Raw genomic sequence first — 24,603 nt, 5'->3', positions numbered from 1 at the left:
TTCACTTTCATCACAGTTGTAACACGGATAACTTAAGTCACAGTAGTATCAAGATTGACAGCGGCATCCCCGCCCGCGTCCGCGCCCGCAGTTGAGAAGAGGATTCTTTCCATGTCGATGTCCCGCTCGCCCAAGCAGCCCCCCAAGCCGAGCCTGCCGATGATCGCCGCCACCACGGCGGCACTGCCAGCGGTCGTCCTGTCATCCTTGGCCCTTGCCCAGCCCGCAGCGGCAGCGCAGCCCGCACGGACCATTCCCAGCAGCCTTGCCGCGGCAATGAAGGCCCAGGCAGCTGCCCAGGCCACCGGCAGGGTCATCCCCGCTTCTTCCGTCTCCACCACCATTCCGTCCACTTTGCAGCCCGCACAGCCGTCAGCCCCCGCGGAATACACCATCGTCCGGGGCGATACCGTGAGCGGGATCGCCGGCCGCTTCGGACTGGACACAGGGGACGTCCTCAAACTCAACTACCTCCAGCCGAACACCATCATTTACCCCGGCCAGAAGATCAAGCTGTCCGGCTCGGGAGCACCGGCGGCCCCCGCGCCGGCTCCCGCAGCCCAGGCCCCGGCAGCGCCGGCCGCCCCAGGCGGGGCAACCTATACGGTGAAGCCCGGTGATACCCTTGGCGCCATTGCCGCACGGCACAACGTGGGCCTCTCGGACGTCCTTGCCTGGAACAACCTTTCGATGCGCTCCATCATCTACCCCGGCCAGAAGGTCAAGGTCAGCGCCGGCGACGCCGCTCCCGCCCCTGCAGCCCCGGCACCGGCGGCTCCGGCGGCCGCTCCTGCACCCGCCTTGGCCGTCACATCCGCCCCGGCCACCGGCTCCTACACCATCAAGGCCGGTGACACGCTCTCGGCCATTGCATCCCGGCACGGGGTCAAGTTGTCGGACCTGCTTTCCGCGAACCACCTGGGCATGACCACCGTCATCTACCCCGGCAGCAAACTGGTGATCCCCGGCGGCTCCGGACCGGCGAGCCCCCAGCCCGCCCCGGCAGCCCCGCAACCGGCCTCTGCTCCGCTGGTTCCCAGCACCTTCCTCGGATTCAGCTACCCGGCCGCGGTCGTGAGCTCGGCCAACGAAAACAAGGCCCTCCTCAACGCGTCCCCCGTCCCGTCGAGGGATGAAATGAAGAACATCGTGGCAGATACCGCCCGCCGCATGGGTGTGGATACTTCCCTTGCCCTCGCCTTTGCTTACCAGGAGTCAGGCTTCAACCAGAGGGCCGTGTCACCGGCGAACGCGATCGGGACCATGCAGGTGATTCCCAGCTCCGGGCAGTGGGCATCCGACCTGGTGGGGCGCAAGCTGAACCTGCTTGACCCCTACGACAACGCGACGGCAGGCATCGCCATCCTCCACCAGCTGCTGGCCACGAGCAAGGACCAGGACACGGCTATCGCTGGCTACTACCAAGGCCAGTATTCGGTGAGCAAGTACGGAATGTACGACGACACCAAGGCCTACGTGGCCGCCATCAGGGCGAACCAGAAGAACTACAGCTGAGCCCCTGGGCACCGCCGGCTCCGGATGAAACACCGCGGGTCCGAACCGTTACCGGTTCGGACCCGTTTCCGTTTCGGATGCCTTTTGCCGCGGGATTAGGATCGTAAGGTGCAGGAACACGTGACAGACCCCCTCGCAGGGACACTGGTGGACAACCGCTATGCAGTGGCCTCCAGGCTCGCTCGCGGCGGAATGTCCACCGTCTACCTTGCCGTTGACCAGAGGCTGGACCGCGAAGTGGCACTCAAGGTGCTCCACCCGCACCTCGCTGCAGACGAAAGCTTCCTGGACAGGCTTGGCCGCGAAGCGAAGGCCGCTGCGCGTCTCTCCCACCCGCATGTGGTTGGTGTACTGGACCAGGGCAACGACGGCACCACCGCCTACCTCGTCATGGAGTACATCAAGGGCCACACACTCAGGGACGTCCTCAGGGAGCGGGGCGCCTTGCCGCCGCGGCTGGCACTGGCCCTGATCGATCCCGTGGTGGAGGGGCTGGGAGCCGCGCACGCAGCCGGCTTTATCCACCGTGACGTCAAGCCGGAGAATGTCCTGATCGCCGACGACGGCAGGATCAAGATTGGCGATTTTGGCTTGGCCCGCGCGGTCACCAGTTCCACCAGCACCGGTGCACTGATCGGCACCGTCGCCTATATCTCCCCCGAACTGGTCCTGGGCCAACCGGCGGACGAGCGCAGCGACGTCTACTCCGTAGGCATCATGCTGTACGAAATGCTGACGGGCCGGCAGCCGTTCGAGGGTGACGTACCCATCCAGGTCGCCTACCAACACGTCAACGGAACGGTCGGGCCGCCGTCGGCCCTGGTCCCCGGCCTTGCGGCGGAAGTGGACGAGCTGGTGCAGTGGTGCACCGCCAATGATCCCGAAAACCGGCCGGTCGACGGCAATGCGCTGCTCCAGGAGCTGCGCCACATCCGGACCAACCTGACGGATGCGGAACTTGACCTGCAGCCGCCCGCAGCCGCAGCCGCGGCGGCCCAGCACCAGACCGAAGTGCTGGCCCGCGCCAGCAATCCAACAACGCTTATGCGCCCTTCACGGCCAGCCGCCCCCGGGTATCTTCCCGGACGGCAACCGCTGCCGCAGGAGGACGCGGCCGCCGGGACTGCGACGGAAGCCTTGCTGTCCCACCCCCGGCGGCCGGACCTCGCACTTCCCGACGACGACGACACCTGGACTCCCCCACCGCCCCGGCTCAGCAAGCGGGCGCAGCGCCGCTCGGACAGGGAAGACGAAAAGGTCCGCGCGAGGGCGGCCGCCACGCCGGCGCGGACGCTCAGGGAAGGCAATCCACGCCGTCGCGGCATCCTGTGGATTGTCGTCCTTATTATCGCCGCCCTGCTGGCCACGGGCGCCGGATGGTTTTTCGGCATGGGCCCCGGCGCTGCGGCCGCGGTACCGGCTGTTGCCAACAAGACGGTGGCGCAGGCCCAGCAGTTGCTCAACGGGGTGGGTTTCCATTCCACCACCAGCGATGTCTTCGATGACCAGGTGCCCACGGGGCTGGTGGTGGGCAGCGACCCGTCCGCGGGAACCGAGATCCGCAAATTCCAGCCGGTCTCCCTGCTGGTCTCGAAAGGCCCGCAACTCTTCCCCCTTCCCAAACTCTCCGGCGGAACCGTGACGGATGCGAAGAACGCGCTCAATGCAGCCGAAATGGCGCTGGGCCCGGTCACCGAACAATTCGACGACCAGGCCTCGGCCGGCACGGTGCTCTCGCAAAATCCCGCTGCCGGTACTCCCGCCCGGCACGGCACCCCCGTGGAGATCGTGGTTTCCAAGGGACCACAGCCGATCGCCGTTCCCTCCGTCGTGGGCAAAGCCAAGGACGATGCAGTCGCCGCCGTCAAGGCTGCGGGGCTCACTGCCGACACCTCACCCGATGCCGTGTTCGACAAATCCGTTCCCGAGGGCGCCGTGGTCAGCCAGTCCCCGGCCACCGGGACACTGACCCGCGGCGGTACGGTCACCTTGACCATTTCCAAGGGGCCAAGGATGGTGGATGTCCCCAGCTTCATCGGCAAGCAGGCTGCAGAAGCGCGGAAGGCCTTGGAGGCGATGGGCTTCCAGGTCCGGGTCAACAACATCCTGGGCGGCTTCTTCGGCACCGTCCGGGACCAGGAACCGGTGAACCGGAAGGTCCCTGAGGGTTCCGTCATCACCATCACCGTGGTGTAGCTGGTTGGGGCCGGCAGGTGCCGGCCCCAACCCTCCCTAGTTCTTGGCGAGGGCCCCAGCGACGAGGAACGCCATTTCCAGCGATTGCATGTGGTTCAGGCGGGGATCGCAAACAGATTCGTAGCGGTCCAGGAAGGCATCCTGGTCGATCGGGTCCGCGCCGCCCAGGCACTCGGCCACATCGTCGCCGGTCATCTCCACGTGGAGGCCACCCGGTACCGTGCCCAACCCGTGGTGCACTTCGAAGAAGCCGCGCACTTCGTCGATAACGTCGTCGAAATTGCGCGTCTTGTAACCGTTGGGCGACGTGACGGTGTTGCCGTGCATGGGGTCGGTGACCCACAGCACCTGGGCACCGGAAGCTGTGACCTTCTCGACGACGGCGGGCAGCTTTTCGCGGATGTTGCCGGCACCCATGCGGGTGATGAAGGTCAGGCGGCCAGGCTCCCGGTCAGGGTCCAGCTTGTCGATCAGGCGCAGGGCGTCATCACCGGTGGTGGACGGGCCAAGCTTGACCCCGATGGGGTTGCGCACCCGCGAGAGGAAGTCGACGTGCGCGTGGTCCAGTTCCCGGGTGCGCTCCCCGATCCACAGGAAGTGGGCCGAGGTGTCATACGGGAAACCGGTGCGGGAGTCGATGCGGGTCAGGGCGCGCTCGTAGTCCAGCAGCAGTGCCTCGTGGCTGGCGAAGAACTCCACCCGCTTGAGGGCTTCGAAGTCGGCGCCGCAGGAGTCCATGAACTTGATGGCGCGGTCGATATCCCGGGCCAGCGACTCGTAGCGGGCGTGGGCCGGGTTTTCAGTGAACCCCTTGTTCCACTGGTGTACCGAGCGGAGGTCCGCGAAGCCGCCCTGGGTGAAGGCCCGGATGAGGTTCAGGGTGGATGCCGAAGTGTGGTAGGCGCGGAGCATCCTGGCGGCGTCATGGCCGCGGGACTCGGGAGTGAAATCGTAACCGTTGACGATGTCGCCGCGGTAGGCGGGCAAGGTGACGCCGTCGCGGGTTTCGTCGTTTGAGGAACGGGGCTTGGCGAACTGGCCGGCCATCCGGCCCATCTTGATGACCGGCATGGCCGCCCCATACGTGAGAACGACTGCCATCTGCAGAATGGTCTTTACGCGGGCGCTGATCTTGTCCGCCGTGGCGGCCTCGAACGTTTCGGCGCAGTCGCCGCCCTGCAGCAGGAAGGCCTTGCCCTGGGCCGCAGCGGCGAGCCGCGCGCGCAGCACGTCCACTTCACCGGCGAACACCAGTGGGGGAAGGACGGAAAGTTCCTTAACCGAGGCTTCGAAGACGCCGCGGTCCTGCCAGCTGGGCTGCTGCGAGATGGGAAGGTCCCGCCAGTTGTCGAGTCCGGGATAGTTGGCCGCCCCGCTCTGGGCGGTACTGGACAGCGAAAAGGCAGGTTTTGCAGATAACTCAGTCACCATCTAAGACTAGCGGCAGGGCGGGACCGACGGGCACAGCGCCGTCACTCAGGCCGGTCCCGGCGTCACAACGGCAGCGGCAACCCAGCTGCCGCTACTTGGCTGCGGATGTCCCGGCGTCGTCCTCCGGGGCACCACTACCCTCCGCCGGTACCTCCGGGCCGCTGCCGCTGCCGTGGAGGAATTCGCCTTCGGCGGCGACCGGCGCTGCCAGTGGCTCGGCTGCCGCCTGGGGTTCTGCGGGTTTGCCGGCAAGCCGGAGCTTGACCACGGCGGCGTACTCGTCGACATACTCCTGGCCGGACAGCCGCATCAGGTTGGTCATGATCTCGTCCGTGACAAGCCGCTGCACGGTGCGGTCTTCCGCCTGGTCACGGTATTGGCTGAAATCCAACGGTTCGCCGAAGATCATGCCGATCCTGCGGATGTTGGGCAGCCGCTTGCCGATGGGCTGGACTTTGTCGGTGCCGATCATGGCAACGGGAATGACGGGAACGCCGGCCTGCAGCGCCAGCCGGGCCACGCCCACTTTCCCGCGATACAACCGGGCGTCCGGGCTGCGCGTGCCCTCGGGGTAGATACCCAGCAGGCCGCCGGAGGTGAGCACGTCCATCCCCGCGTTCAGGGACGCCGCCGAGGCCGCGCCGCCGGAGCGGTCCATCGGCAGCTGGTTGGTCAGGCGGAAGAACGCCGCCGTCAACCTGCCCTTGATCCCGGTTCCCGTAAAGTACTCCGATTTGGCCAGGAACACCACAGGGCGGCGGACCATGAGCGGCATGAAGATGGAATCCGAGAATGACAGGTGGTTGGAGGCGATAATGGCGGCCCCCTGCGCCGGGATGTTGTCCAGTCCTTTGACCCACGGCCGGAAAAGCAGCTTGATCACCGGACCGAGGAAGATCCTCTTCATGACCCAATAGAACACGTGGCGAACCTCTCCGGAAGGCGGCTTCCAGCCCCAGCGTCGGGCCTGGCCAGCGATTCAATGCAACCCTACTCTAGTGAGATTTGACAGGAACAGTGACACGATGGAGTCATGACTGAAAGCAGCATCCCGCCCCGTCCGGCCGCTTTCAGCTATCCAGGCCACGGCCCGAATGCGCGGATTGGCATTGCCATCTGCCACGGGTTCACCGGCAGCCCGTTGAGCGTGCTGCCATGGGCAATGCACTTGGCAGACCAGGGATACGCGGTGTCCGTTCCTTTGCTGCCGGGGCATGGAACCGACTGGCGCCAGCTCGCCCGGACGGAGTGGCAGGACTGGTACCGCAGTTATGAGGAAGCCTTCCTGGACCTGGCCGCGCGGACGGACGTGACGTTTACCGCCGGCCTGTCCATGGGCGGTGCGATCGCCCTGCTCGCGGCCTCCCGCCACCACGTTTCGGGGGTCACCATCGTCAACCCGGGGCTGAGCTTCTATGACCGCCGGGTGCGCGTGATCGGCGTCCTCAAGTACTTCCAGCGGACCACGGTTCCCATCCAGGAGGACCAGCCCACGGCGGCAGCAACCGATGACGGCGACTATTCGCGGACCCCGCTGGCGGCCGTGCATGAGCTCAAGAAGCTTTTTGGCGCCGCCACGCGCGGGCTGCCGAAAGTGGACGCCCCGGTCCAGGTCTTCAAATCGCGGACGGACGCTGTGGTCCCGCCAACATCCCTGGCCTTGCTGGAAAAGGGGCTCCGGGGAAACCTCGCCGAGGTGGTGGACCTTGCCGGCAGCGGACATGTGGCTACTCTGGACGTGGACGCGCCCGCGATCTTCGAAAAATCAGAAGCATTCGTCGCCGCCCACGCCCGCCGCACCAGCACCTTGGAGACGCCATGACCTCCGGCCTTGACCACAGCCCCTTCTCGAGCGCCTTCAGCGGCGAAGGTCCCCGCACAGGAATCGTCCTGTCCCATGGCTTCACGGGAAGCCCGCATGGTCTGCGGGCCTGGGCCACGGCATTCGCCGCCGCCGGTTTCGCCGTCCGGATGCCGTTGCTTCCGGGACACGGGACAACGTGGCAGGACCTCTCGAAGACCCGCTGGCAGCAGTGGCACAGCGCCCTCGATGAAGCGTTCCTCGAGCTGGACGCCCAGTGCGACCGGGTCTTCGCTGCCGGCCTGAGCATGGGAGGGGCCCTGGCCCTGCGGATTGCCGCCACAAGGCCCGTTGCGGGAGTGGTCCTGGTTAACCCCGGCCTGGTTGTTGACGACCCCCGCGCGCCGCTGGCGGGCATCCTGAAACTGGTCTTGAAGAGCACCCCCTCCATTGGCAACGACATCCTCAAGGCCGGTGTGGATGAGGGCGCCTACGCACGCACCCCGGTGGCGGCCGCCCACGAACTCAACAAGATGTTCAAGGACACGGTCCGGCTCCTCCCCCGGATCACCGCCCCGGTCCAGGTCTACCGGTCAACCGTGGACCATGTGGTGTCCGATGCCAGCATGGCCGTCCTGCGGCGTGGGCTGACGAACGCGCCCCTGGACGTGGTCCGGCTGGAAAACAGTTACCACGTCGCCACTCTGGACAACGACGCGGACCTCATCTTCGAGGGCTCCGTGGACTTCATCCGGCGGGTCCTGAGCGCCGCGCCGCCTGCCAGCCCCGCCACTGCACGGCAGGAGGGCCGCCATGAACAGGCATGACCCTGGCCAGCCGGACCCGGGAGCGAGCCAGGACGACGCCGTCTGGCTGGATCTGGTGGCACGGCTCGAATCGGACACCGTGGCAACGCGCCCGGATACCCCGGCAGGCGGGCAGCTGCCTCCATCCGGGGCTGCATCCGGCGCTCAGGAAACGCACCAGCCCCCGTCGTTCCGGGACTTTGACCCCCTGGGCCTGGCCGGGATGCCTCCTGCCGAGTTGTCGGCGGCGGAGCGCCAGGCGGCAGCCGCCGGCGGGACGGGCACTGAGCCTGCCGGCCCCCCTGAGGGCCCCCGGGACTACGAGGTGGACGACGACGGCGGTGAGTTTGTGCCCGAGGAACCGCCCAGCCTGGCCGGCACCGATCCCCTGACCATGCTGGCGTGGCTGGGTGCCGTGGGCGGGCCGGTGGCACTGCTGTTGTCGGCAATGTTCTGGCGGTCGGCGCCCCTGCTGGCGATCGTCGGCATTGTTGCCGTGTTCGTGCTCGCGACCGTTTACCTGATCATGAAGCTGCCCCAGGAAAAGAACGGGGACGACGACGGCGCGAGGGTCTAGCAGGCCCGCCGGGCCGGTCAGCTGCGGACGCGGCTGCTGACGCGGGACAGGTCCGCGGCACCGATCAGGCCGGCGTTGGGGCCCAAGGCTGCCAGTTCGATGCCCGCTTCCGGCCTGAAGCCACGGCCGGTGAGGTTCCGGGAGAACGCCTTGCGGGCCGGCTGCACCAGCAGGTCACCCGCGGAGCACAGGCCCCCGCCGATGACGAACAAGCCTGGATCCAAGGCTGCGGCCAGGTTGGCCAGTCCCAGGCCAAGCCATTCGCCCACTTCTTCGATCAGCTCGCGCGACGCACGGTCCCCTGCCAGCGCCAGTTCCGTGACGATGGCACCGGTGATGGCTTCGGGGCGGCCGCCCACGGCCGCCAGCAGGTCCTGGGCTACGGGCGAATTTGCCCGGGCGAGGAGCCGTGCCTCCCGGCCCAGGGCGTTGCCCGATGCGTACTGTTCCCAGCATCCGCGGTTGCCGCACTCGCACCGGTGGCCGCCGGGCATGATGATCTGGTGGCCGAACTCGCCCGCGACGCCGAAGCGGCCGCGTTCCACCCTCCCGTCCATCACCATCGCCCCGCCGATTCCGGTACCCAGCGTGATGCATACCAGACGGTCCTCCCCTTGGCCGGCACCGAAGCGCCATTCCGCCCAGGCCGCAGCATCGGCGTCGTTGGTCAGGAGCACTGGGCGGCGGAGGAGCCGCTGCAGGTTCTCGCGAAGGGGCTCGTTGCGCCAGGCCAGATGCGGACTGAAGAGGACGGTTCCACCTGCCAGGTCCATCCACCCGGCGGCGCCTATTCCCACCGACCAGATGCGGTGGCCACGGCCCAGTTCCTCAACGAGTTCCACGATGACCTGCTCCACCGCCCGCGGGTCCGTTCCCGGAGTGGACCGGCGGGCTTCGCTAAGGATCCGACCCTCGGCATCCACAACGCCCGCGGCGACCTTCGTTCCCCCGATATCGATCCCAATGGCCAATCCCTTGCGGCCGAGGCGCAGGTGACCGCGGACTCCGTCGCCGTGCAAGCGTCCGGCGCGGTGGGTGGCGGGACGGCGGCGCCAGGGAGCCGGTCTTCCAAGGGGGCCGGCCTGATCGCCGGGCAACGCTCCGTACATAGTCCACCATTCTAGGCGGGCACCGGAATTGTCTTGACATACACCGCCACTCGCGGCGCTCATTGACGCCTAAGTTACTCGCCAGTAGGTTTGTGTACTGCACGGTCCCGCCCGGGGTATTAGTCTTTAGGCACACCCCCTGCGCGGGACTTCAGATATCAAAGGAGCTATAGTGCGCGAATTCAGTGTTCCGCCCCTGGTTGTTGTCCCACCCGAATCCAACATCACCGACCTGGTGTTGCGGCAGGCAGGGAAGGCCAGCAATCCGGCACTGTTTTCGCGCCTGGATGCCGCGGGCACGTGGCAGGACGTGCCCGCCACCGAGTTCCTGGCAGATGTCAGGGCCCTGGCCAAGGGCCTGATCGCCAGCGGCGTCGCTGCAGGCGACCGCGTGGGCATCATGTCCCGCACACGCTACGAGTGGGCCCTGGTCGACTTTTCCATCTGGTTCGCCGGTGCGGTGTCGGTCCCCATCTATGAAACGTCCTCCCCGTCCCAGGTCGCCTGGAACCTCGGGGATTCGGGCGCTGTGGCCGCTTTCGGCGAATCTGCGCACCACGAGAACGTCATCCGCCAGGCCGTTACGGCCGAGGGGCTCACTGACGTGCAGCATGTCTGGCAGCTTGAGGGCCAGGGACTGGACGCGCTCCGCGATGCCGGCCGGGATATCAGCGATGAAGAACTCGAAGCGCGCCGCAGCGCAGCGAACCTTGGCGACGTCGCCACCATCATCTACACCTCCGGAACCACGGGACGGCCCAAGGGCTGCGAGCTGACCCACGGGAACTTCGCGGAGCTCTCGGACAACGCCCTCGCCATCATCGGCGACATCGTCCATGAGAACGCCAAGACCATCATGTTCCTGCCGATGGCCCACGTGTTCGCCCGCTTCATCTCCGTGCTTGCGATGGCCGCAGGAACCACCGTGGCCCACACCCCCGACATCAAGAACCTCCTGGGCGACCTGCAGAGCTACGAGCCCACCTTCATCCTGGCGGTACCGAGGGTCTTCGAGAAGGTCTACAACTCCGCACTGACCAAAGCCGAGGACGGCGGCAAGGGCGCCATCTTCCACCGGGCAGCCGAAACCGCCATCGCGTTTTCCAAGGCCCGCCAGGACGGCCGGGTGGGGCTGGGCCTGAAGGTGCGCCACGCCCTGTTCAACAAACTCGTCTACGGCAAGCTGCGGGCGGCGATGGGCGGACACGTCGCGCACGCCGTGTCCGGCGGCGGGCCCCTGGGCGAACGGCTGGGTCACTTCTTCCAAGGAATCGGGCTGCAGGTGCTGGAGGGATACGGCCTCACGGAGACCACCGCTCCCATCACGGTCAACACGCCTTCACGGATCAAGATCGGATCGGTGGGCAAGCCGCTGCCGGGCAACGCGGTCAAGATCGCCGACGACGGCGAGATCCTGGCCAAGGGTGTCTGCGTCATGCGGGGCTACTACCGGAGGGAAGACCTCACCGCCGAGGCGTTCACGGACGGCTGGTTCCACACCGGAGATATCGGCCGGCTGGACGAGGAAGGCTTCGTATGGATCACGGGGCGTAAGAAGGAGATCATCGTTACGGCGGGCGGAAAGAACGTGATTCCGGCCCTCCTGGAGGACCAGATCCGCGCTGACGCCCTGGTCTCCCAGGTCCTGGTGGTGGGCGACAACAGGCCCTTCATCGGCGCGCTGGTGACCCTGGACCAGGAAGCACTGCCGGGCTGGCTCCAGCGCCACGGCCTTCCAGCGGACACCACCCTTGAGCAGGCCGCGGGCAATCCGGTAGTGAAAGCGGCGGTACAGGACCTGATCACCGCGGCAAACACATCGGTATCCCAGGCCGAGGCAATCAAGTCCTTCCGGATCGTTCCGGCGGACTTCACCGAGGCCTCCGGGCACCTGACCCCCTCCATGAAGGTGAAGCGGGCCCAGGTAATGAAGGACTTCGAAACAGTCATCGAGGAAATGTACTCCGCTCCGCGTTCATAGCAAGGCGTCACCACAACGAAGGGGGCCTTCCGTTGCCGGAAGGCCCCCTTCGTTTGCCCGGGCTATGGCCCGATTACTCCTCGATCACCAGCAGCAGATCCCCGCCTTGGACCTGCTCGACGGCGGAGATGGCGAGCCTGGCCACCTTGCCCGCTACCGGCGTCGTGATGGAAGCTTCCATCTTCATCGCTTCGATCGTTGCCACGGTATCTCCGGCCTGGACCGTGTCGCCCGGTTTGACGGTGACAGTGACAGCGCCGGCGAAGGGTGCGGCGACCTGGCCGGGCTGGCCGGGATCGGCTTTTTCGGCCGCCTTGACGTTGCTGACCACGGAACGGTCCCGCACCACGACGGGACGGGACTGGCCGTTAAGGGTGCACATGACAGTGCGCATGCCCTTCTCGTCCGGCTCCGAGACGGCTTCCAGGGAGGCGATGAGACGGACGCCGCGTTCCAGCTGGATTTCGTGCTCGGTGCCGCGCTGCAGGCCGTAGAGGTAGTCGCGGGTGTCCAGCACGGAGATGTTGCCGTACGTGTCCACGCTCTTCAGGTAGTCCTTGGTGGGTCCGTCGAAGAGCAACCGGTTCAGCGTGTGCTGGCGGGTCTTCGAATCGGACTTCAAGGCTGCGCTGTCCTCGGCGCTGAGCTCTGCATCGCGGACCTTCACGCTCCTGCCCTGCAGGGCCTTGGTGCGGAAGGGCTCGGGCCAGCCTCCCGGAGGATCACCGAGCTCGCCGGACAGGAAGCCGATGACGGAGTCGGGGATGTCGTAATTCTGCGGGTTCGCTTCGAAGTCCGCGGGATCGGCGTTGAGGCCCACCAGGTGGAGCGCGAGGTCACCCACCACCTTGGAGGACGGCGTCACCTTCACCAGGTGGCCCAGGATCCTGTCCGCGGCCGTGTACATGTCCTCGATCGCTTCGAAGCGCTCCCCCAGGCCCAATGCCATGGCCTGCTGGCGGAGGTTGGACAACTGGCCGCCGGGGATTTCGTGCTTGTACACGCGGCCTGTGGGGCCCGGCAGGCCGGACTCGAACGGGGCGTAGACACGGCGCACCGCTTCCCAGTACGGTTCCAGCGAGCTGACCGCGTCCAGGCTGATGCCGGTGTCACGCGGCGTGTGGGCCAGGGCAGCAACGAGGGCCGACGCCGAGGGCTGGCTGGTGGTGCCGGCCAGCGATGCGGCTGCGACGTCAACGGCGTCGACTCCGGCGTCGACGGCGGCGAGCAGGGTGGCCAGCTGGCCGCCCGCAGTATCGTGCGTGTGCAGGTGGACGGGCAGGTCGAACCGTTCCCGCAGGGCAGCCACGAGCTTTGCTGCTGCCGCAGGGCGGAGCAGGCCCGCCATATCCTTGATGGCCAGGATGTGGGCGCCGGCGTCCACGATCTTTTGCGCCAGCCCCAGGTAGTAATCCAGGGTGTAGAGCTTCTCTTCCGGGTCCAGCATGTCGCCGGTGTAGCAGAGCGCCACTTCGGCGACGGCGGTGCCGGTGGCGCGGACTGCCCGGATGGCCGGGGCCATCTGGCTGACGTCGTTCAAGGCGTCGAAGATACGGAAGATGTCGATGCCGGTGGAGGCGGCCTCGTTGACGAAGGCCTCCGTCACTTCTTCGGGGTACGGCGTGTAGCCAACCGTGTTGCGGCCGCGCAGGAGCATCTGGATGCACACGTTCGGCATCGCCTTGCGAAGCGCGGCGAGCCGGTCCCAAGGGTCCTCGCCGAGGAAGCGGAGCGCGACATCGTAGGTTGCTCCGCCCCATGCCTCGACGGACAGCAGCTGCGGGAGCAGCGCCGTGACGGCAGGCCCGGCGGCGACGAGGTCGCGGGTGCGGACACGGGTGGCCAGCAGGGACTGGTGTGCGTCGCGGAACGTGGTGTCCGTGACCGCCACCGCCGTCTGCTCGCGCAGTGCCTTGGCGAAGCCCTCCGGGCCCAGTTCGAGGAGCCTCTGGCGCGAACCCGCAGCCGCCTCCTTGCCCTTGACGTCGGGCAGCTTGTCGGCCGGGTTGGAGTGCACGGTCAATTCGCCGTTGGGCTTGTTGACGGTGACGTCGGCCAACCAGGTCAAGAGCTTGGTGCCGCGGTCCGCCGAGACCCGGGCCTTGAGCAGCTCGGGACGCTGGTCGATGAAGTTGGTGGCCACATCACCGGCGATGAAATCGGGGTCGTCCAGGACGGCCTGGAGGAAGGGGATGTTCGTGGAGACACCCCGGATGCGGAACTCTGCAAGGGCACGGCGGGCACGGGCCACCGCTGACGGGTAGTCGCGGCCGCGGCAGGTGAGCTTGACCAGCATCGAGTCGAAATGGGGGCTGATCTCGGCACCGGAGTACACCGTGCCGCCGTCGAGCCGCACACCCGCGCCGCCGGCAGAGCGGTAACCGGTGATCTTTCCGACGTCGGGCCGGAAACCGTTGGCGGGATCCTCGGTGGTGATGCGGCTCTGCAAGGCGGCACCGCGAAGCTTGACCGTGTCCTGGGAAAGCCCCAGGTCGGCCAGGGTCTCGCCGGAGGCGATCCGCATCTGGGCCTGCACCAGGTCCACGTCGGTGACTTCCTCGGTGACGGTGTGCTCCACCTGGATGCGCGGGTTCATTTCGATAAACACGTGCTGGCCTGCCCGCTCACCCTCGGTGTCCACCAGGAATTCGACCGTGCCGGCGTTGACGTAGTTCAGGGCCTTGGCGAACTTCACGGCGTCCCGGTAGAGGGCCTGCCGGATTCCCTCATCGAGATTGGGGGCGGGAGCGATCTCGATGACCTTCTGGTGCCGCCGCTGGATGGAGCAGTCGCGCTCGAAAAGGTGCATGACGTTGCCCTCTGCGTCGGCGAGGATCTGCACTTCAATGTGGCGCGGGCGGAGGACGGCCTGCTCCAGGAACATGGTGGGGTCACCGAAGGCAGCATCCGCCTCGCGCATGGCGGACTTCAGGGCCTCGGGCAGGGCTTCCCGGGTGTCCACCCGGCGCATGCCGCGCCCGCCGCCGCCCGCCACAGCCTTGGCGAAGATCGGGAAACCAATCTCATCGGCGGCGGCCAGGAGCTCGTCCAGGTCCTTGGACGGCTCGCTGGACTTCAGCACGGGGACACCGGCCTCGCGGGCAGCCTTGAGGGCGGCCACCTTGTTGCCGGCAAGTTCCAGCACTTCTGCAGGCGGACCCACAAAGGTAATGCCGGCGGCCTTCGCCGCGCGGGCAAGCTCCGGGTTCTCGGAGAGGAAGCCGTAGCCCGGGTAGATGGCGTCCGCGCCGGACTCCTTGGCAACCCGGACCACCTCAGCGACGTCCAGGTAGGCCCGGACCGGGTGCCCTTCCTCGCCGATCAGGTAGGCCTCGTCCGCTTTCTGGCGGTGGATCGAGTTTCGGTCCTCCTGCGGAAAAACGGCAACGGTCTTGGCGCCCAGCTCATAGCCGGCGCGGAAGGCCCTGATCGCGATTTCACCGCGGTTGGCCACCAGAACTTTGGAAAACATACTTCTCCTGCATCATTGCGGGGTGGATCGATGAGTGGTCACAGTGTCTAGGACCTACAAGGACAAACACAAATCTTTGTGGCCACCATCACAGATTTCCCCGTCATGTCCCGAACGCTTTCAGCCTGGCTGGCGGAAACCGCCCCGGCAGCACAGTCGGTGCCATGCCGACGTCCGATAAAGCAGGATTCGCCGACGCATCAACATATGATGAGTAGGGCGGCAGGACCGTCCGGCTTCGGCTCTGCCGAGGCAAACATTACCCCCAACACGGCATCCGGCGTTAGGTTTTGGTCTCTCAAGTGCAAGTAGTCAGCATCAGCAGCCTCAAGGGTGGAGTCGGCAAGACTTCCGTCACCACAGGATTGGCGTCTGCGGCGCTGGCCGCCGGAGTACGCACGCTGGTGGTGGACCTGGATCCGCACGCCGACGCCACCACCGCGTTGGGCGTCCAGCCCGGCGACCACCTGGACATCGGCAGGATGCTGAAGAGCCCCCGCCGGGCGAAACTGGCCGAGAATGTGGTGCGAAGCAGCTGGGCTGACCGTACCCCCGCCAATGGTTCCGGGCCCGCCGTCCTTGACGTCGCCGTCGGCTCCGCCTACACAGGCATTTACGACCGGCCGGACCTGGGCCGCCGCGACCTCCGCAGGCTTTCGGCCGTACTCGCCGGTGCCGAGGACTACCAGCTGGTCCTGATCGACTGCCCGCCGTCCCTCAACGGACTGACGCGCATGGCGTGGGCCGCCAGCGACAAAGTCGCCCTGGTCGCCGAGCCCGGCCTCTTTTCGGTGGCGGGCACGGAGCGCACCATGCGCGCCATCCAACTGTTCCGCCAGGAGTTCGCCCCCAACCTTTCGCCTGCCGGCATCGTGGCCAACCGGGTCCGAACGGGCTCTTCCGAGCACACCTACCGGCTGGCGGAGATGGAATCCATGTTTGGCGAACTCCTGCTGAGCCCGCGGATCCCGGAGCAGGCCAACTGGCAGCAGATCCAGGGCGCGGCCCACCCTGTCCATCACTGGCCCGGCGATTCGGCCAAGTCCGCGGCAGGATTGTTTGACGACCTCCTGGCCAACCTCATGGCCGCCGGCAGCAGCCTGCGCAGCCGCACGCGCTAGGAGCCGTTCCAACGTGTAAGGGCCACCCTCCGACCGGAGGGTGGCCCTTACACGTTGAAATTCGTGTCAGCTGATTTTCCGCGCTGCACGGCGCTTACTCAGTTCGTCGTCGGGAAACGATTGTTCCGCGGCATGCTCGCTGGGCAGCGAGGCGAGGCTGCCTTCCACTTCCCGCCAGACGCGGCCCACGGCGATCCCGAAGACACCCTGGCCGCCCTGGACGAGGTCAATGACCTCATCCGCGGACGTGCACTCGTAGACGCTGGCACCGTCGCTCATGAGCGTGATCTGGGCCAGGTCCTCCACGCCGCGCTCCCGGAGGTGCTCGACGGCGGTGCGGATCTGCTGCAGGGACACCCCTGTGTCCAGGAGGCGCTTGACGACCTTGAGGACCAGGATGTCGCGGAAGCCGTACAGCCGCTGTGAGCCGGAGCCGGCGGCGCCGCGGACGGCGGGCTCCACCAGACCGGTCCTCGCCCAGTAATCGAGTTGCCGGTAAGTAATGCCTGCCGCTTTGCAGGCAGTGGGTCCGCGGTAGCCTGCGTCCTCGTCCAGTACCGGAAGGTCCTCGGTGAACAGGAGGCCCTGGGCACCGCTCACGGGCACAGCAACACCAGCCGTGGGCTGTTTCAGCCCGCCTGCTTCGCCTTTGGGACTCACCTGGATCCTCCTTGTCGTACGCTCCCAGGAACTCATTAAGGCAGCTTCGGCATGAAGACCATGCGTGTAATTTGTCGCGGGGCGCACTTTCCAGTGTGACTTGCGCGGCTGCCGTAAGCAAGGGAACTTGATACTTCGACGTTAGGCCCGGCAGGTCCCGAGGTCAAAGACGTTGGGGGGTTGAAAGAGGCGTGTCGAAACTTTCAGCCTCAACTTTAACCTTAACGTGACCTTAGCCGTCGAAATCCTCGGGCTCCACGTCGTCGAGGAACTCGCGGAACCGGCGCATTTCGCGCTCTTCGTCTACCGTGGGGCCCGGCTCGGTGTCCTCCCCCTCGTCGTGCTCGGTGATGCGCACCCCGGCCTCGTCCATGACCGAATCGGCACACCAGATCCGGCATTTGGCACGGAGCGCGATGGCCAGCGCGTCGGAGGCCCGGGAGCTGACGGTGGTTCCGTTCTCGAACTGCAGCTGGCCGTAGAAAATGTTGTCTTCGACAGCCACGATGTTGACGCTGACCACGGAGTGCCCCAAGGACTCCACCACATCCACGAGGAGGTCGTGCGTCATGGGCCTGGGCGGGACCACGCCCTGCTGGGCCAGCGCAATGGCGCTGGCCTCAGGCGTGCCGATCCAGATGGGGACGTGGCGTTCGCCGTGCATCTCCTTAAGCAGGACCAGCGGCTGGTTGGACGGCAGTTCGATGCGAACCCCTACGATCTCTACTTCAATCATCAGATGTCCATGCGTGAGATGTGGTCTTGCACCAGGGCCCGGTGCAGGGTGAGGCAAAGATCGCTGATCTCGCGGGCGGCCTCGGCGGCCCGTGCCTGCGATGCCGAGTCCTTGCGCGAGGCCAGCGGCGCGACGGCACGTTCCACCAGGCCGAATTCCCTCTCGGCCGCCGCCTGGAAGGGACGCAGGTGGCGTGGCTCGAGCCCATGGCTTTCCAGCTGCACGCACGCCCGGGCAACCTGGAGGGCATGCTCATCGAATTGGCCGTTGCTGTGGCTGATGAGACCGAAGCTCAGCAGCGACTGCAGCAGGGGGACGCTGGCTCCGGATTCGGTCCGGAGCTGTTCCTCGCTCATTTTCCGCCCGCGGTTCTGCAACTCAGCCGCAAGCTCGTCCGAGACGATGCGCGGGGAGACCACGACGCCGGGCGGCAGGTTATCCGGCCGCTCCCCCCGGTCGATCGCGTCAAGGTAGTCCTTGATGACCTTCAGGGGCAGGTACTGGTCGCGCTGCAGGGCCAGGACGAAGCGCAACCGTTCGACGTCGCCGTCGGAATACTGGCGGTAGCCGGCCGGTGTGCGGCGCGGATTGATCAGCCCCTTCTCCTCAAGGAAACGGATCTTTGACGCTGTCATGCCCGGGAAGTCGGCGCTGAGCTGGGCGAGGACCTCGCCGATATTCAGGACCTGGGGGCCCCGGCGTTCCGGTTGTGCCATTGCCACAGGCAGTGGTCCCCGGTTCAGCTGCGGCCTGCAGCCGTGGCAGGGCTCAGGTAGAAGGTAAGGCGGAACTTGCCGATCTGGACTTCGCTGCCGGACTTCAGCTCCACGCTGTCCACCCGGTCATGGTTGACGTAGGTGCCGTTAAGGCTGTTCTTGTCCACGACTTCGAAACTGCGCGCGGTGCGACGGAATTCGACGTGCCGGCGCGAAACGGTGACATCGTCCAGGAAGATATCAGCGTCCGGATGGCGTCCGGCGGTGGTCACGTCCGAATCCAGGAGGAACCGGGCACCGGCGTTAGGGCCGCTGTGGGCCACCAGCAGCGCGGAACCGGCAGGCAGGGCCTCCACGGAATTGCGCTCGTCCGAGGAAAGCTTCGGGGCGATGGTGGGCTCGTCGGTGACCGGCGTGAGATGGATCGAGGTGGTCTCCGACGCCTTAGCCGCACCCGTGCCGTAATCCCCATCGGCAGGGTTGTGTCTGTGGCCAGCCATGGATTCCTCCTCTTAGACGTGCAGGGCCTTTGGCCCGCAACCAACGATTGCTCTCCGGCCCTGCGCGGCAGGTCCGGCACCGGCTCCCGATCCGGCCACTGACGTGCGAAGACGTCCTGCCTGCGACGCGGGGCCGGACCGGATTAACCGGTTAGCTTTAGCCTACCTGTTGTTCGTACTCCGATGCACTGAGCAGCGACTCTACGGCATCAGGTTCGGCCAGTTTGATCTCGATAAGCCAGCCGTCGCCGTAGGGATCGGTGTTGATCAGGGCCGAATCGCTGTCCAGGGAGTCGTTGCGCGCCACGACTTCGCCGGAAACGGGTGCGTAGATGTCGCTCACGCTCTTGGTGGACTCGACCTCGCCCACCACTTCGTTTGCCGTAATCTTCGTGCCAACTTCGGGCATCTGGGCGTAAACGACATCGCCAAGGGCGTCCTGGGCAAAATCGGTGATTCCCACGCGGACCACGCCGTCGGCATTGGGGGCGGTAACCCACTCATGTTCGGCGGTGTAGGACAGGTCTTCGGGAATGTTGCTCATGGGGGGCCTTTCATCGGGGTGCGCGCCAAGGTCAAGAGTGGCCCGGGAATCGGGCCGCCGCTGAAAGTATAGGCATAACTGCCGGGGCGGGCACCGGGGTTTCTGACAAGATGGGACCCATGAGTGCAAGCACTGGTGCAGCGTCCCTGCGGCAGGGCAGGTAAGCCATGCCGGAACTGCCCGAAGTAGCCGGCCTGGCCACGTTCCTGGACGAGCAGCTGCGGGGGTGCACGATCTCCAGGCTGCAGATCGTGTCCTTCGCTGTCCTCAAGACCGCCGACCCTCCCTTCAGCGCCCTCGAGGGGCAGTTGGTTTCCGGGGTCCGGCGGTTTGGAAAGTTCATCAGCATCGATACCGCGGGCGTGTCGCTGGTGTTCCACCTGGCGCGCGCGGGGTGGGTGCGCTTTACGGATTCCCCCGCTGACAGCCAGCTTCGAATGGGCAAGGGGCTGATCGCCGTCCGGTGCACCTTCACCGGCCCCGACGGCCCGCGCGGCTTGGACCTGACCGAAGCGGGCACCAAGAAGAGCCTCGCGGTCTACGTGGTGCGCGATCCGCAGGATGTGCCCGGCATTGCGGCTCTTGGCCCCGATCCGTTCACGGAGGCGTTCGACGCCGGGATGCTGGCGGAGATCCTGCAGGGCAGTTCGCAGCAGATCAAGGGGCTCCTGCGCAGCCAAAGCGTCATTGCCGGCATCGGCAACGCGTACAGCGATGAAATCCTGCACGCCGCGCGGATCTCCCCGTTCGCGATTGCCAAGTCCCTGGACCGGGACACGGTCCAGGTGCTTTATGACGCCATCCACAGCGTGCTGGGCCAGGCGCTGGCGGAAGCCCGCGGCAAGCCGCCCAAGGACCTCAAGGACGTCAAGCGAAGCCACATGCGGGTGCACGCCCGCACCGGCCAGCCCTGCCCCGTCTGCGGCGACACCGTCCGTGAAGTCTCTTTTGCCGACACTGCGCTGCAGTACTGTCCCACGTGCCAGACGAAGGGCAAGATCCTGGCGGACCGGAGGACATCGAAGTTCCTGAAGTAGGCCGATCGGGAGCCGGGCGTCCGGGCGGCATGCCAAAAAACCGGAAGGCGCCGGAGATGATCTCCGGCGCCTTCCGCTTTTTGGTCGGGCTGACAGGATTTGAACCTGCGACCCCTTGACCCCCAGTCAAGTGCGCTACCAAGCTGCGCTACAGCCCGCTGGTTCCGCCGTTCTCCGCTGACTCCTATCCAAGGATTTCGCCGAGGATTTCCATCAGCAGTCCGGCCGAACCACCTAGAAGAGCTTACACGATCCGGAGGGGTGCCAGTGACACATTCCGGTGATCAGCCCCAAGGTGTGTCGCAATTAACGCTTCCGGCCGCGCTTCTCGCGCACGCGCATGCTGACCTCGATGGGGGTGCCTTCGAACCCGAAGGTTTCCCGCAGCCGGCGGGTGATGAACCGGCGGTAGCCGGGGTCCAGGAAGCCGGTGGTGAACAGCACGAACTTCGGCGGGCGGCTGGAGGCCTGGGTGCCGAAGAGGATGCGCGGCTGCTTGCCGCCACGGACCGGGTGCGGGTGTGCGGCCACGAGTTCGCCGAGGAAGGCATTGAGGCGCCCGGTGGGGATGCGCCGGTCCCAGTTCTCCAGGGCCAGGTCCAGTGCCGGCACCAGGCGGTCTTTGTGCCAGCCGGTCTTGGCGGAGATGTTGACCCGCGGAGCCCACTCGACGTGGGCAAGGTCCTGCTCGATTTCCCGTTCCAGGTAGCGGCGGCGTTCGTCGTCGAGCAGGTCCCACTTGTTGAACGCCAGCACCAGGGCGCGTCCGGATTCGATGGCCAGCTGGAGGATGCGCACGTCCTGTTCGCTGAGGACCTCGTCCACGGCCAGGAGCACGACGGCGACCTCCGCCTTTTCGAGGGCAGCCTGCGTCCGGAGGGAGGCGTAGTAGTCCGCACCCTGGGCCATGTGCTGGCGGCGGCGGATGCCGGCGGTGTCCACGAAACGCCACGTGCGGCCGCCGAGTTCGATGAATTCGTCCACGGGGTCACGGGTGGTGCCGGCGGTGTTGTCCACCACTACACGCTCGGATCCGGCGAGCTTGTTCAGCAGGGAGGACTTGCCCACGTTGGGACGGCCGATCAGGGCGATCCGGCGGGGACCGCCGGACCGTTCCACGCCCTCGACGGTGGAGAATTCGGGGAGGACGTCCATGACGTGGTCCAGGAGGTCCGCCACGCCGCGGCCGTGCAGCGCTGATACCGGGTACGGTTCGCCGAAGCCGAGGCCCCACAGTGCGGCGCTGTCTGCTTCCTGGGCGAAGTCGTCCACCTTGTTGGCCACCATGATGACCGGTTTCTTGCTGCGGCGAAGCATCTTCATGACGCCTTCGTCCGTGGCGGTGGCGCCGACGGCGGAGTCCACCACGAAGAGGACGGCGTCGGCAAGTTCCACGGCCATTTCGGCCTGCTCGGCCACGCGGGCGTGGATGCCGCGGGCGTCATGTTCCCATCCGCCCGTGTCCACCAAGGTGAAGTTGCGGCCGTTCCAGTTCGCCGAGTACATGACGCGGTCCCGGGTGACGCCGGGGGTGTCCTCCACCACGGCTTCCCGCCGGCCCAGGATCCGGTTTACCAGCGTGGACTTGCCCACGTTCGGGCGGCCGATGATTGCCAGGACAGGATCCAGCTTAAGGGGACCCTCCAGGTCCTCGTCGCCGTAGTGTCCGCTGAGCAGGGCGGCGTCGTCCTCATCGAGGTCGTAGTCCTCCAGGCCGGCCCGGAGGGATGCGGCACGCAGCTCCGCTTCGTCGTCGCCTATTGCCGCCAGCCGTTCGGCGACCTGGTCGCTGCCGGAGGGTACGTATTCGTCGTCGCCGGCACCGGAATGCCCGGAAGTCTGGGTGGTGTCGCTCATTGCACTGTCCTTAGTGGTCATCTGCCGGCGTCCCCGGCTACTGCTGTCAGGTCTTGGTGATCAGCGAAGGGCAAGGGCTGCCCGCTGATGTTGATGGTGTCCTGGACATGCCCCGCCAGGGCCGCACGGATTTCCTGCGCCGCCCTGTCCATTGAAGCACGTCCGCTTTCGCCGGCCCGGCGGGCCAGGGTAAGGGCTGTTCCGAAGCTGACGTGGAAGCGCCGCCCGGGCCGCGGAACGGAATCCAGGTGTTCAGCTCCCTGGCGGGTCCCGAGGATGGCCACCGGAACCACCGGCGCACCGGAGTTCAGGGCCAGCCACGCCACGCCGCCGTTAATGTCTTCTGCTGCCCCGCTCCCCCGCGTTCCCTCGGGGAGAATCCCGACGCAGCGTCCGGCGTCGAGCACGGCCTTGCAGCGCTGCAGCGCGCCCCGGTCGCCGCGGCGGTCCACGGGAAGTTGTCCGGAGGCGGTGAGGACCCGGCCCAGGAAACCTTTGAACATCTCCTGCTTCACCAGGATGTGCATGGGCCGCGGGGCCGCGCCGAACATCACCGGCCCGTCCAGGAAGCTGATGTGGTTGCCCGCGAAGATGACGGGGCCGCCGGTGGGGACGTTGCTCCTGCCGGTCACGGAGGTCCGGTAGACCACGTGGTCCAGCACCCAGCCCACGGGCCTGCTCCACACCGTGGTCAATCCGGACGGCAGGCCGATGCCGGCGTCAGTCACGGTTGAGCACCTTGGTGACGATGACGAGCGCGGCGTCCACGGTCTGCTCGAAGTCGAGGTCCGAGGAGTCAAGGGTGACCACGCCGTCCGCCGCCTGGGTAAAGTTGACGACCGTTGAGTCCTTGGCGTCCCGGTGCGTGACCTGGGCGGCAAGTTGTTCGGCGTTCTGGGTGCCGCCCAGCTGGATGCCGCGCCGGCGCAGCCGGGCTTCCTCGCTGGCCGTGAGGAGCATGCGCACTTCGGCGCCGGGCGCGACGACGGTGGTGATGTCCCGGCCTTCCACCACCATGCGGCGGTGGTGCTTTTCGATCAGGTCCCGCTGCCGGCGGATCAGTTCGGTCCGGGCCCCAAGCGTGGTGGCGACGGCGCTGACGGCTGAGGAGATCGCGGGCTCACGGATGGCGTCGGTGACGTCTACGCCGCCAACCCGCACGTATTCCTCCTGCGGGCTGGTGCTCAATTCCAGCACAAAGTCGCGGGAGGCCTGCTCCACGGCAGGGGTGTCCGCCAGGTCGATGCCCTCGCTCACGCAGAACCAGGTCAGGGCACGGTACATGGCACCGGTGTCCAGGTAGGCAAGCCGGAGCCGGCGGGCGACTTCCTTGCTCACGCTGGATTTGCCGGAGCCTGACGGCCCGTCGATGGCAACCACCAGGGGCCGGCCGATGCGCAGCGCGCGCATGGTTTCGAGAAGTTCCTGTGTCATTACTGAAGTACCCGCCATCCGCGGTCGTTGAGGGCTTCGATCAGGTGGTCGTGCTTGTTCGGCAACACAGACAATTCCACCATGCCAACGTTTTGTCCGGATGAATGATCCAGCCGGAGGTCTTCGACGTTCACGCCGATTTCACCGATCTCGGTGAGCAGCTGCGCGATCTGGCCAGGCTTGTCGTCCACCAGCACCGTCAGCCAGGAATATGCCTGCGGCGGCCCGCCGTGCTTGCCGGGAATCCGCGCCTGGCCGGCGTTCCCCTCACTGATGAGCTGGGCCAGGTCCAGGCGGGCGCCCGGTGCCGTGGGCTGCTCCAAGGTTCCGATGAGCCGGTTCAGGTCCTCGCGGACACCATAAAGGATCTCCACGACCTTGGCCGCGTTGCCGCCCAGGATCTGGACCCACAGGGTGGGATCGCTGGCGGCGATCCTGGTGACGTCGCGCAGGCCGTTGCCCGCCAGGGACAGGGCATGCAGCGGCGTGCCCTGCAGTCTGCTGGCCAGGAGCGAAGACATGACCTGGGGCAGGTGCGACACCAGGGCAACGGCTTCATCGTGTTCTTCCGCCGTGAACTGCGAGACGACGGCTCCCAGGTCCGAAGCAAGGGAGCGAGCCACCTGCAGGGCATGGCCCGACGTCTCCTCCGACGGGCAGAGCACCCACGGCATGGAGGTGAACAGCTCGCCGCGGGCAGCCACCGGACCGGACTTTTCCCTGCCGGCCATGGGGTGCGTGCCCACGTACCGTGAAAGGTCGGCGCCCAGGCTCCGGAGCCGGGCAAGGATGTCCGCCTTGACACTGGCAATATCCACTACGACGGCGTCAGGGTAGTCAGAGAGTGCCTGGCAGACGACGTCGGCAGTAACGTCCGGCGGAGCGGCAACCACCACGAGCTGGGCTTTTCCGCTGCCGAGGTCGGACAGCGGGCGGCCGGCCCCGATGTCCACCGCCACCGCCTGGTTGGTGGGTGACGGATCGGACAGGAACACCGCCACGCCGCGCCCCCGCAGGCCCAGCCCGATGCTGGTACCCAGCAGTCCGGCGCCAAGAACCACCACAGGCCCGTCCAGGTGGCCGCGGCCGTGGCTTTTGAACGCGGACATG

At 66.6% G+C, this 24,603-nt stretch carries 20 protein-coding genes, 1 tRNA gene and 1 pseudogene; 8 read left to right on the top strand and 14 right to left on the bottom strand.

All coding sequences use genetic code 11. The annotated features are described in order from the left end of the window. Positions 1-111 precede the first annotated feature (111 nt). Both ACFVVC_RS02980 and pknB read left to right on the top strand, forming a co-directional pair. Positions 112-1,515: a LysM peptidoglycan-binding domain-containing protein gene (locus ACFVVC_RS02980; protein ID WP_387448999.1), complete on the top strand. Its 1,404-nt coding sequence runs from the start codon at positions 112-114 to the stop codon at positions 1,513-1,515. Positions 1,516-1,623: 108 nt separating this feature from the next. Next, a complete protein-coding gene (gene pknB, locus ACFVVC_RS02975; RefSeq protein WP_387448996.1) occupies positions 1,624-3,711 on the top strand; it encodes a Stk1 family PASTA domain-containing Ser/Thr kinase in 2,088 nt (695 codons plus the stop codon). A 36-nt stretch (positions 3,712-3,747) separates the two neighbouring features. Here the strand turns inward: pknB and ACFVVC_RS02970 are convergent, their stop codons facing one another. Beyond that, positions 3,748-5,142, bottom strand: coding sequence for a class II 3-deoxy-7-phosphoheptulonate synthase (locus ACFVVC_RS02970; RefSeq protein ID WP_387448993.1), 1,395 nt, complete (start codon positions 5,140-5,142; stop codon positions 3,748-3,750). A gap of 91 nt (positions 5,143-5,233) precedes the next feature. After that, positions 5,234-6,064: a lysophospholipid acyltransferase family protein gene (locus tag ACFVVC_RS02965; RefSeq protein ID WP_387448991.1), complete on the bottom strand. Its 831-nt coding sequence runs from the start codon at positions 6,062-6,064 to the stop codon at positions 5,234-5,236. 111 nt (positions 6,065-6,175) lie between these two features. On the opposite strand from ACFVVC_RS02965, the gene ACFVVC_RS02960 reads away from it, so the two are divergent. The 3 genes from ACFVVC_RS02960 to ACFVVC_RS02950 are packed head-to-tail and all read left to right on the top strand — an operon-like array spanning position 6,176 to position 8,326. Continuing rightward, a complete protein-coding gene (locus tag ACFVVC_RS02960) occupies positions 6,176-6,964 on the top strand; it encodes an alpha/beta hydrolase (protein ID WP_387448988.1) in 789 nt (262 codons plus the stop codon). Continuing rightward, positions 6,961-7,770: an alpha/beta hydrolase gene (locus ACFVVC_RS02955; protein ID WP_387448985.1), complete on the top strand. Its 810-nt coding sequence runs from the start codon at positions 6,961-6,963 to the stop codon at positions 7,768-7,770. The genes ACFVVC_RS02960 and ACFVVC_RS02955 overlap by 4 nt, the downstream gene beginning before the upstream one ends. Then, positions 7,757-8,326 carry a hypothetical protein gene (locus ACFVVC_RS02950; protein ID WP_387448982.1) on the top strand — a complete coding sequence of 190 codons (570 nt, stop codon included), beginning with the start codon at positions 7,757-7,759 and terminating at the stop codon, positions 8,324-8,326. The genes ACFVVC_RS02955 and ACFVVC_RS02950 overlap by 14 nt, the downstream gene beginning before the upstream one ends. 17 nt (positions 8,327-8,343) lie before the next feature. Here ACFVVC_RS02950 and ACFVVC_RS02945 read toward each other — a convergent pair whose 3' ends face one another. Then, positions 8,344-9,435: an ROK family glucokinase gene (locus tag ACFVVC_RS02945; RefSeq protein WP_387448979.1), complete on the bottom strand. Its 1,092-nt coding sequence runs from the start codon at positions 9,433-9,435 to the stop codon at positions 8,344-8,346. A gap of 172 nt (positions 9,436-9,607) precedes the next feature. Here ACFVVC_RS02945 and ACFVVC_RS02940 point away from each other — a divergent pair, with 172 nt between their 5' ends. Further along, positions 9,608-11,416: an AMP-dependent synthetase/ligase gene (locus tag ACFVVC_RS02940; protein WP_387448977.1), complete on the top strand. Its 1,809-nt coding sequence runs from the start codon at positions 9,608-9,610 to the stop codon at positions 11,414-11,416. Positions 11,417-11,489: 73 nt separating this feature from the next. Here the strand turns inward: ACFVVC_RS02940 and ACFVVC_RS02935 are convergent, their stop codons facing one another. Then, positions 11,490-14,888: a pyruvate carboxylase gene (locus tag ACFVVC_RS02935; RefSeq protein WP_387448974.1), complete on the bottom strand. Its 3,399-nt coding sequence runs from the start codon at positions 14,886-14,888 to the stop codon at positions 11,490-11,492. Between the two features lie 302 nt (positions 14,889-15,190). Here ACFVVC_RS02935 and ACFVVC_RS02930 point away from each other — a divergent pair, with 302 nt between their 5' ends. After that, positions 15,191-16,009, top strand: a complete 819-nt coding sequence (locus ACFVVC_RS02930; protein WP_387448970.1) for a ParA family protein — start codon at positions 15,191-15,193, stop codon at positions 16,007-16,009. 66 nt (positions 16,010-16,075) lie between these two features. Here the strand turns inward: ACFVVC_RS02930 and ACFVVC_RS02925 are convergent, their stop codons facing one another. From ACFVVC_RS02925 to gcvH, 5 genes are all read right to left on the bottom strand, one after another. Beyond that, the gene (locus ACFVVC_RS02925; protein WP_018763528.1) at positions 16,076-16,669 is read right to left on the bottom strand and encodes a MerR family transcriptional regulator; all 594 of its coding nucleotides are present in this window, start codon (positions 16,667-16,669) and stop codon (positions 16,076-16,078) included. A gap of 232 nt (positions 16,670-16,901) precedes the next feature. Next, complete coding sequence (locus ACFVVC_RS02920; RefSeq protein WP_018763527.1) at positions 16,902-17,405, bottom strand: bifunctional nuclease family protein; 504 nt, start codon at positions 17,403-17,405, stop codon at positions 16,902-16,904. After that, positions 17,405-18,121, bottom strand: coding sequence for a MerR family transcriptional regulator (locus tag ACFVVC_RS02915; RefSeq protein WP_387448965.1), 717 nt, complete (start codon positions 18,119-18,121; stop codon positions 17,405-17,407). Before ACFVVC_RS02915 ends, ACFVVC_RS02920 begins: the two co-directional genes overlap by 1 nt. Before the next feature lie 23 nt (positions 18,122-18,144). After that, entirely contained in the window at positions 18,145-18,621 is a 477-nt protein-coding gene (locus tag ACFVVC_RS02910) for an FHA domain-containing protein (protein WP_018763525.1), read from the bottom strand. A gap of 157 nt (positions 18,622-18,778) precedes the next feature. After that, positions 18,779-19,165, bottom strand: coding sequence for a glycine cleavage system protein GcvH (gcvH, locus tag ACFVVC_RS02905; protein WP_159632264.1), 387 nt, complete (start codon positions 19,163-19,165; stop codon positions 18,779-18,781). Positions 19,166-19,332: 167 nt separating this feature from the next. Here gcvH and ACFVVC_RS02900 point away from each other — a divergent pair, with 167 nt between their 5' ends. Continuing rightward, entirely contained in the window at positions 19,333-20,202 is an 870-nt protein-coding gene (locus tag ACFVVC_RS02900) for an Fpg/Nei family DNA glycosylase (protein ID WP_387448960.1), read from the top strand. An 81-nt stretch (positions 20,203-20,283) separates the two neighbouring features. On the opposite strand, the gene ACFVVC_RS02895 is transcribed toward ACFVVC_RS02900, so the two are convergent. The 5 genes and pseudogenes from ACFVVC_RS02895 to ACFVVC_RS02875 form a co-directional block, all read right to left on the bottom strand. Next, positions 20,284-20,360, bottom strand: a tRNA-Pro gene (locus ACFVVC_RS02895). A gap of 148 nt (positions 20,361-20,508) precedes the next feature. After that, positions 20,509-22,059 carry a ribosome biogenesis GTPase Der gene (der, locus tag ACFVVC_RS02890; RefSeq protein WP_387448958.1) on the bottom strand — a complete coding sequence of 517 codons (1,551 nt, stop codon included), beginning with the start codon at positions 22,057-22,059 and terminating at the stop codon, positions 20,509-20,511. A gap of 10 nt (positions 22,060-22,069) precedes the next feature. Next, positions 22,070-22,787: pseudogene (locus tag ACFVVC_RS02885) on the bottom strand (lysophospholipid acyltransferase family protein). Beyond that, complete coding sequence (gene cmk / locus ACFVVC_RS02880; protein ID WP_387448955.1) at positions 22,780-23,493, bottom strand: (d)CMP kinase; 714 nt, start codon at positions 23,491-23,493, stop codon at positions 22,780-22,782. Before cmk ends, ACFVVC_RS02885 begins: the two are co-directional and overlap by 8 nt. Next, positions 23,493-24,602 (bottom strand): prephenate dehydrogenase, encoded by a 1,110-nt coding sequence (locus ACFVVC_RS02875; RefSeq protein ID WP_387448953.1) that lies wholly within the window; start codon positions 24,600-24,602, stop codon positions 23,493-23,495. The genes cmk and ACFVVC_RS02875 overlap by 1 nt, the downstream gene beginning before the upstream one ends. Position 24,603 lies beyond the last annotated feature (1 nt).

It is taken from the genome of Pseudarthrobacter sp. NPDC058196, from assembly GCF_042882685.1.
In the GTDB taxonomy this organism is placed as follows: domain Bacteria; phylum Actinomycetota; class Actinomycetes; order Actinomycetales; family Micrococcaceae; genus Arthrobacter.
This window is presented reverse-complemented; position numbering and strand designations above follow the sequence as displayed.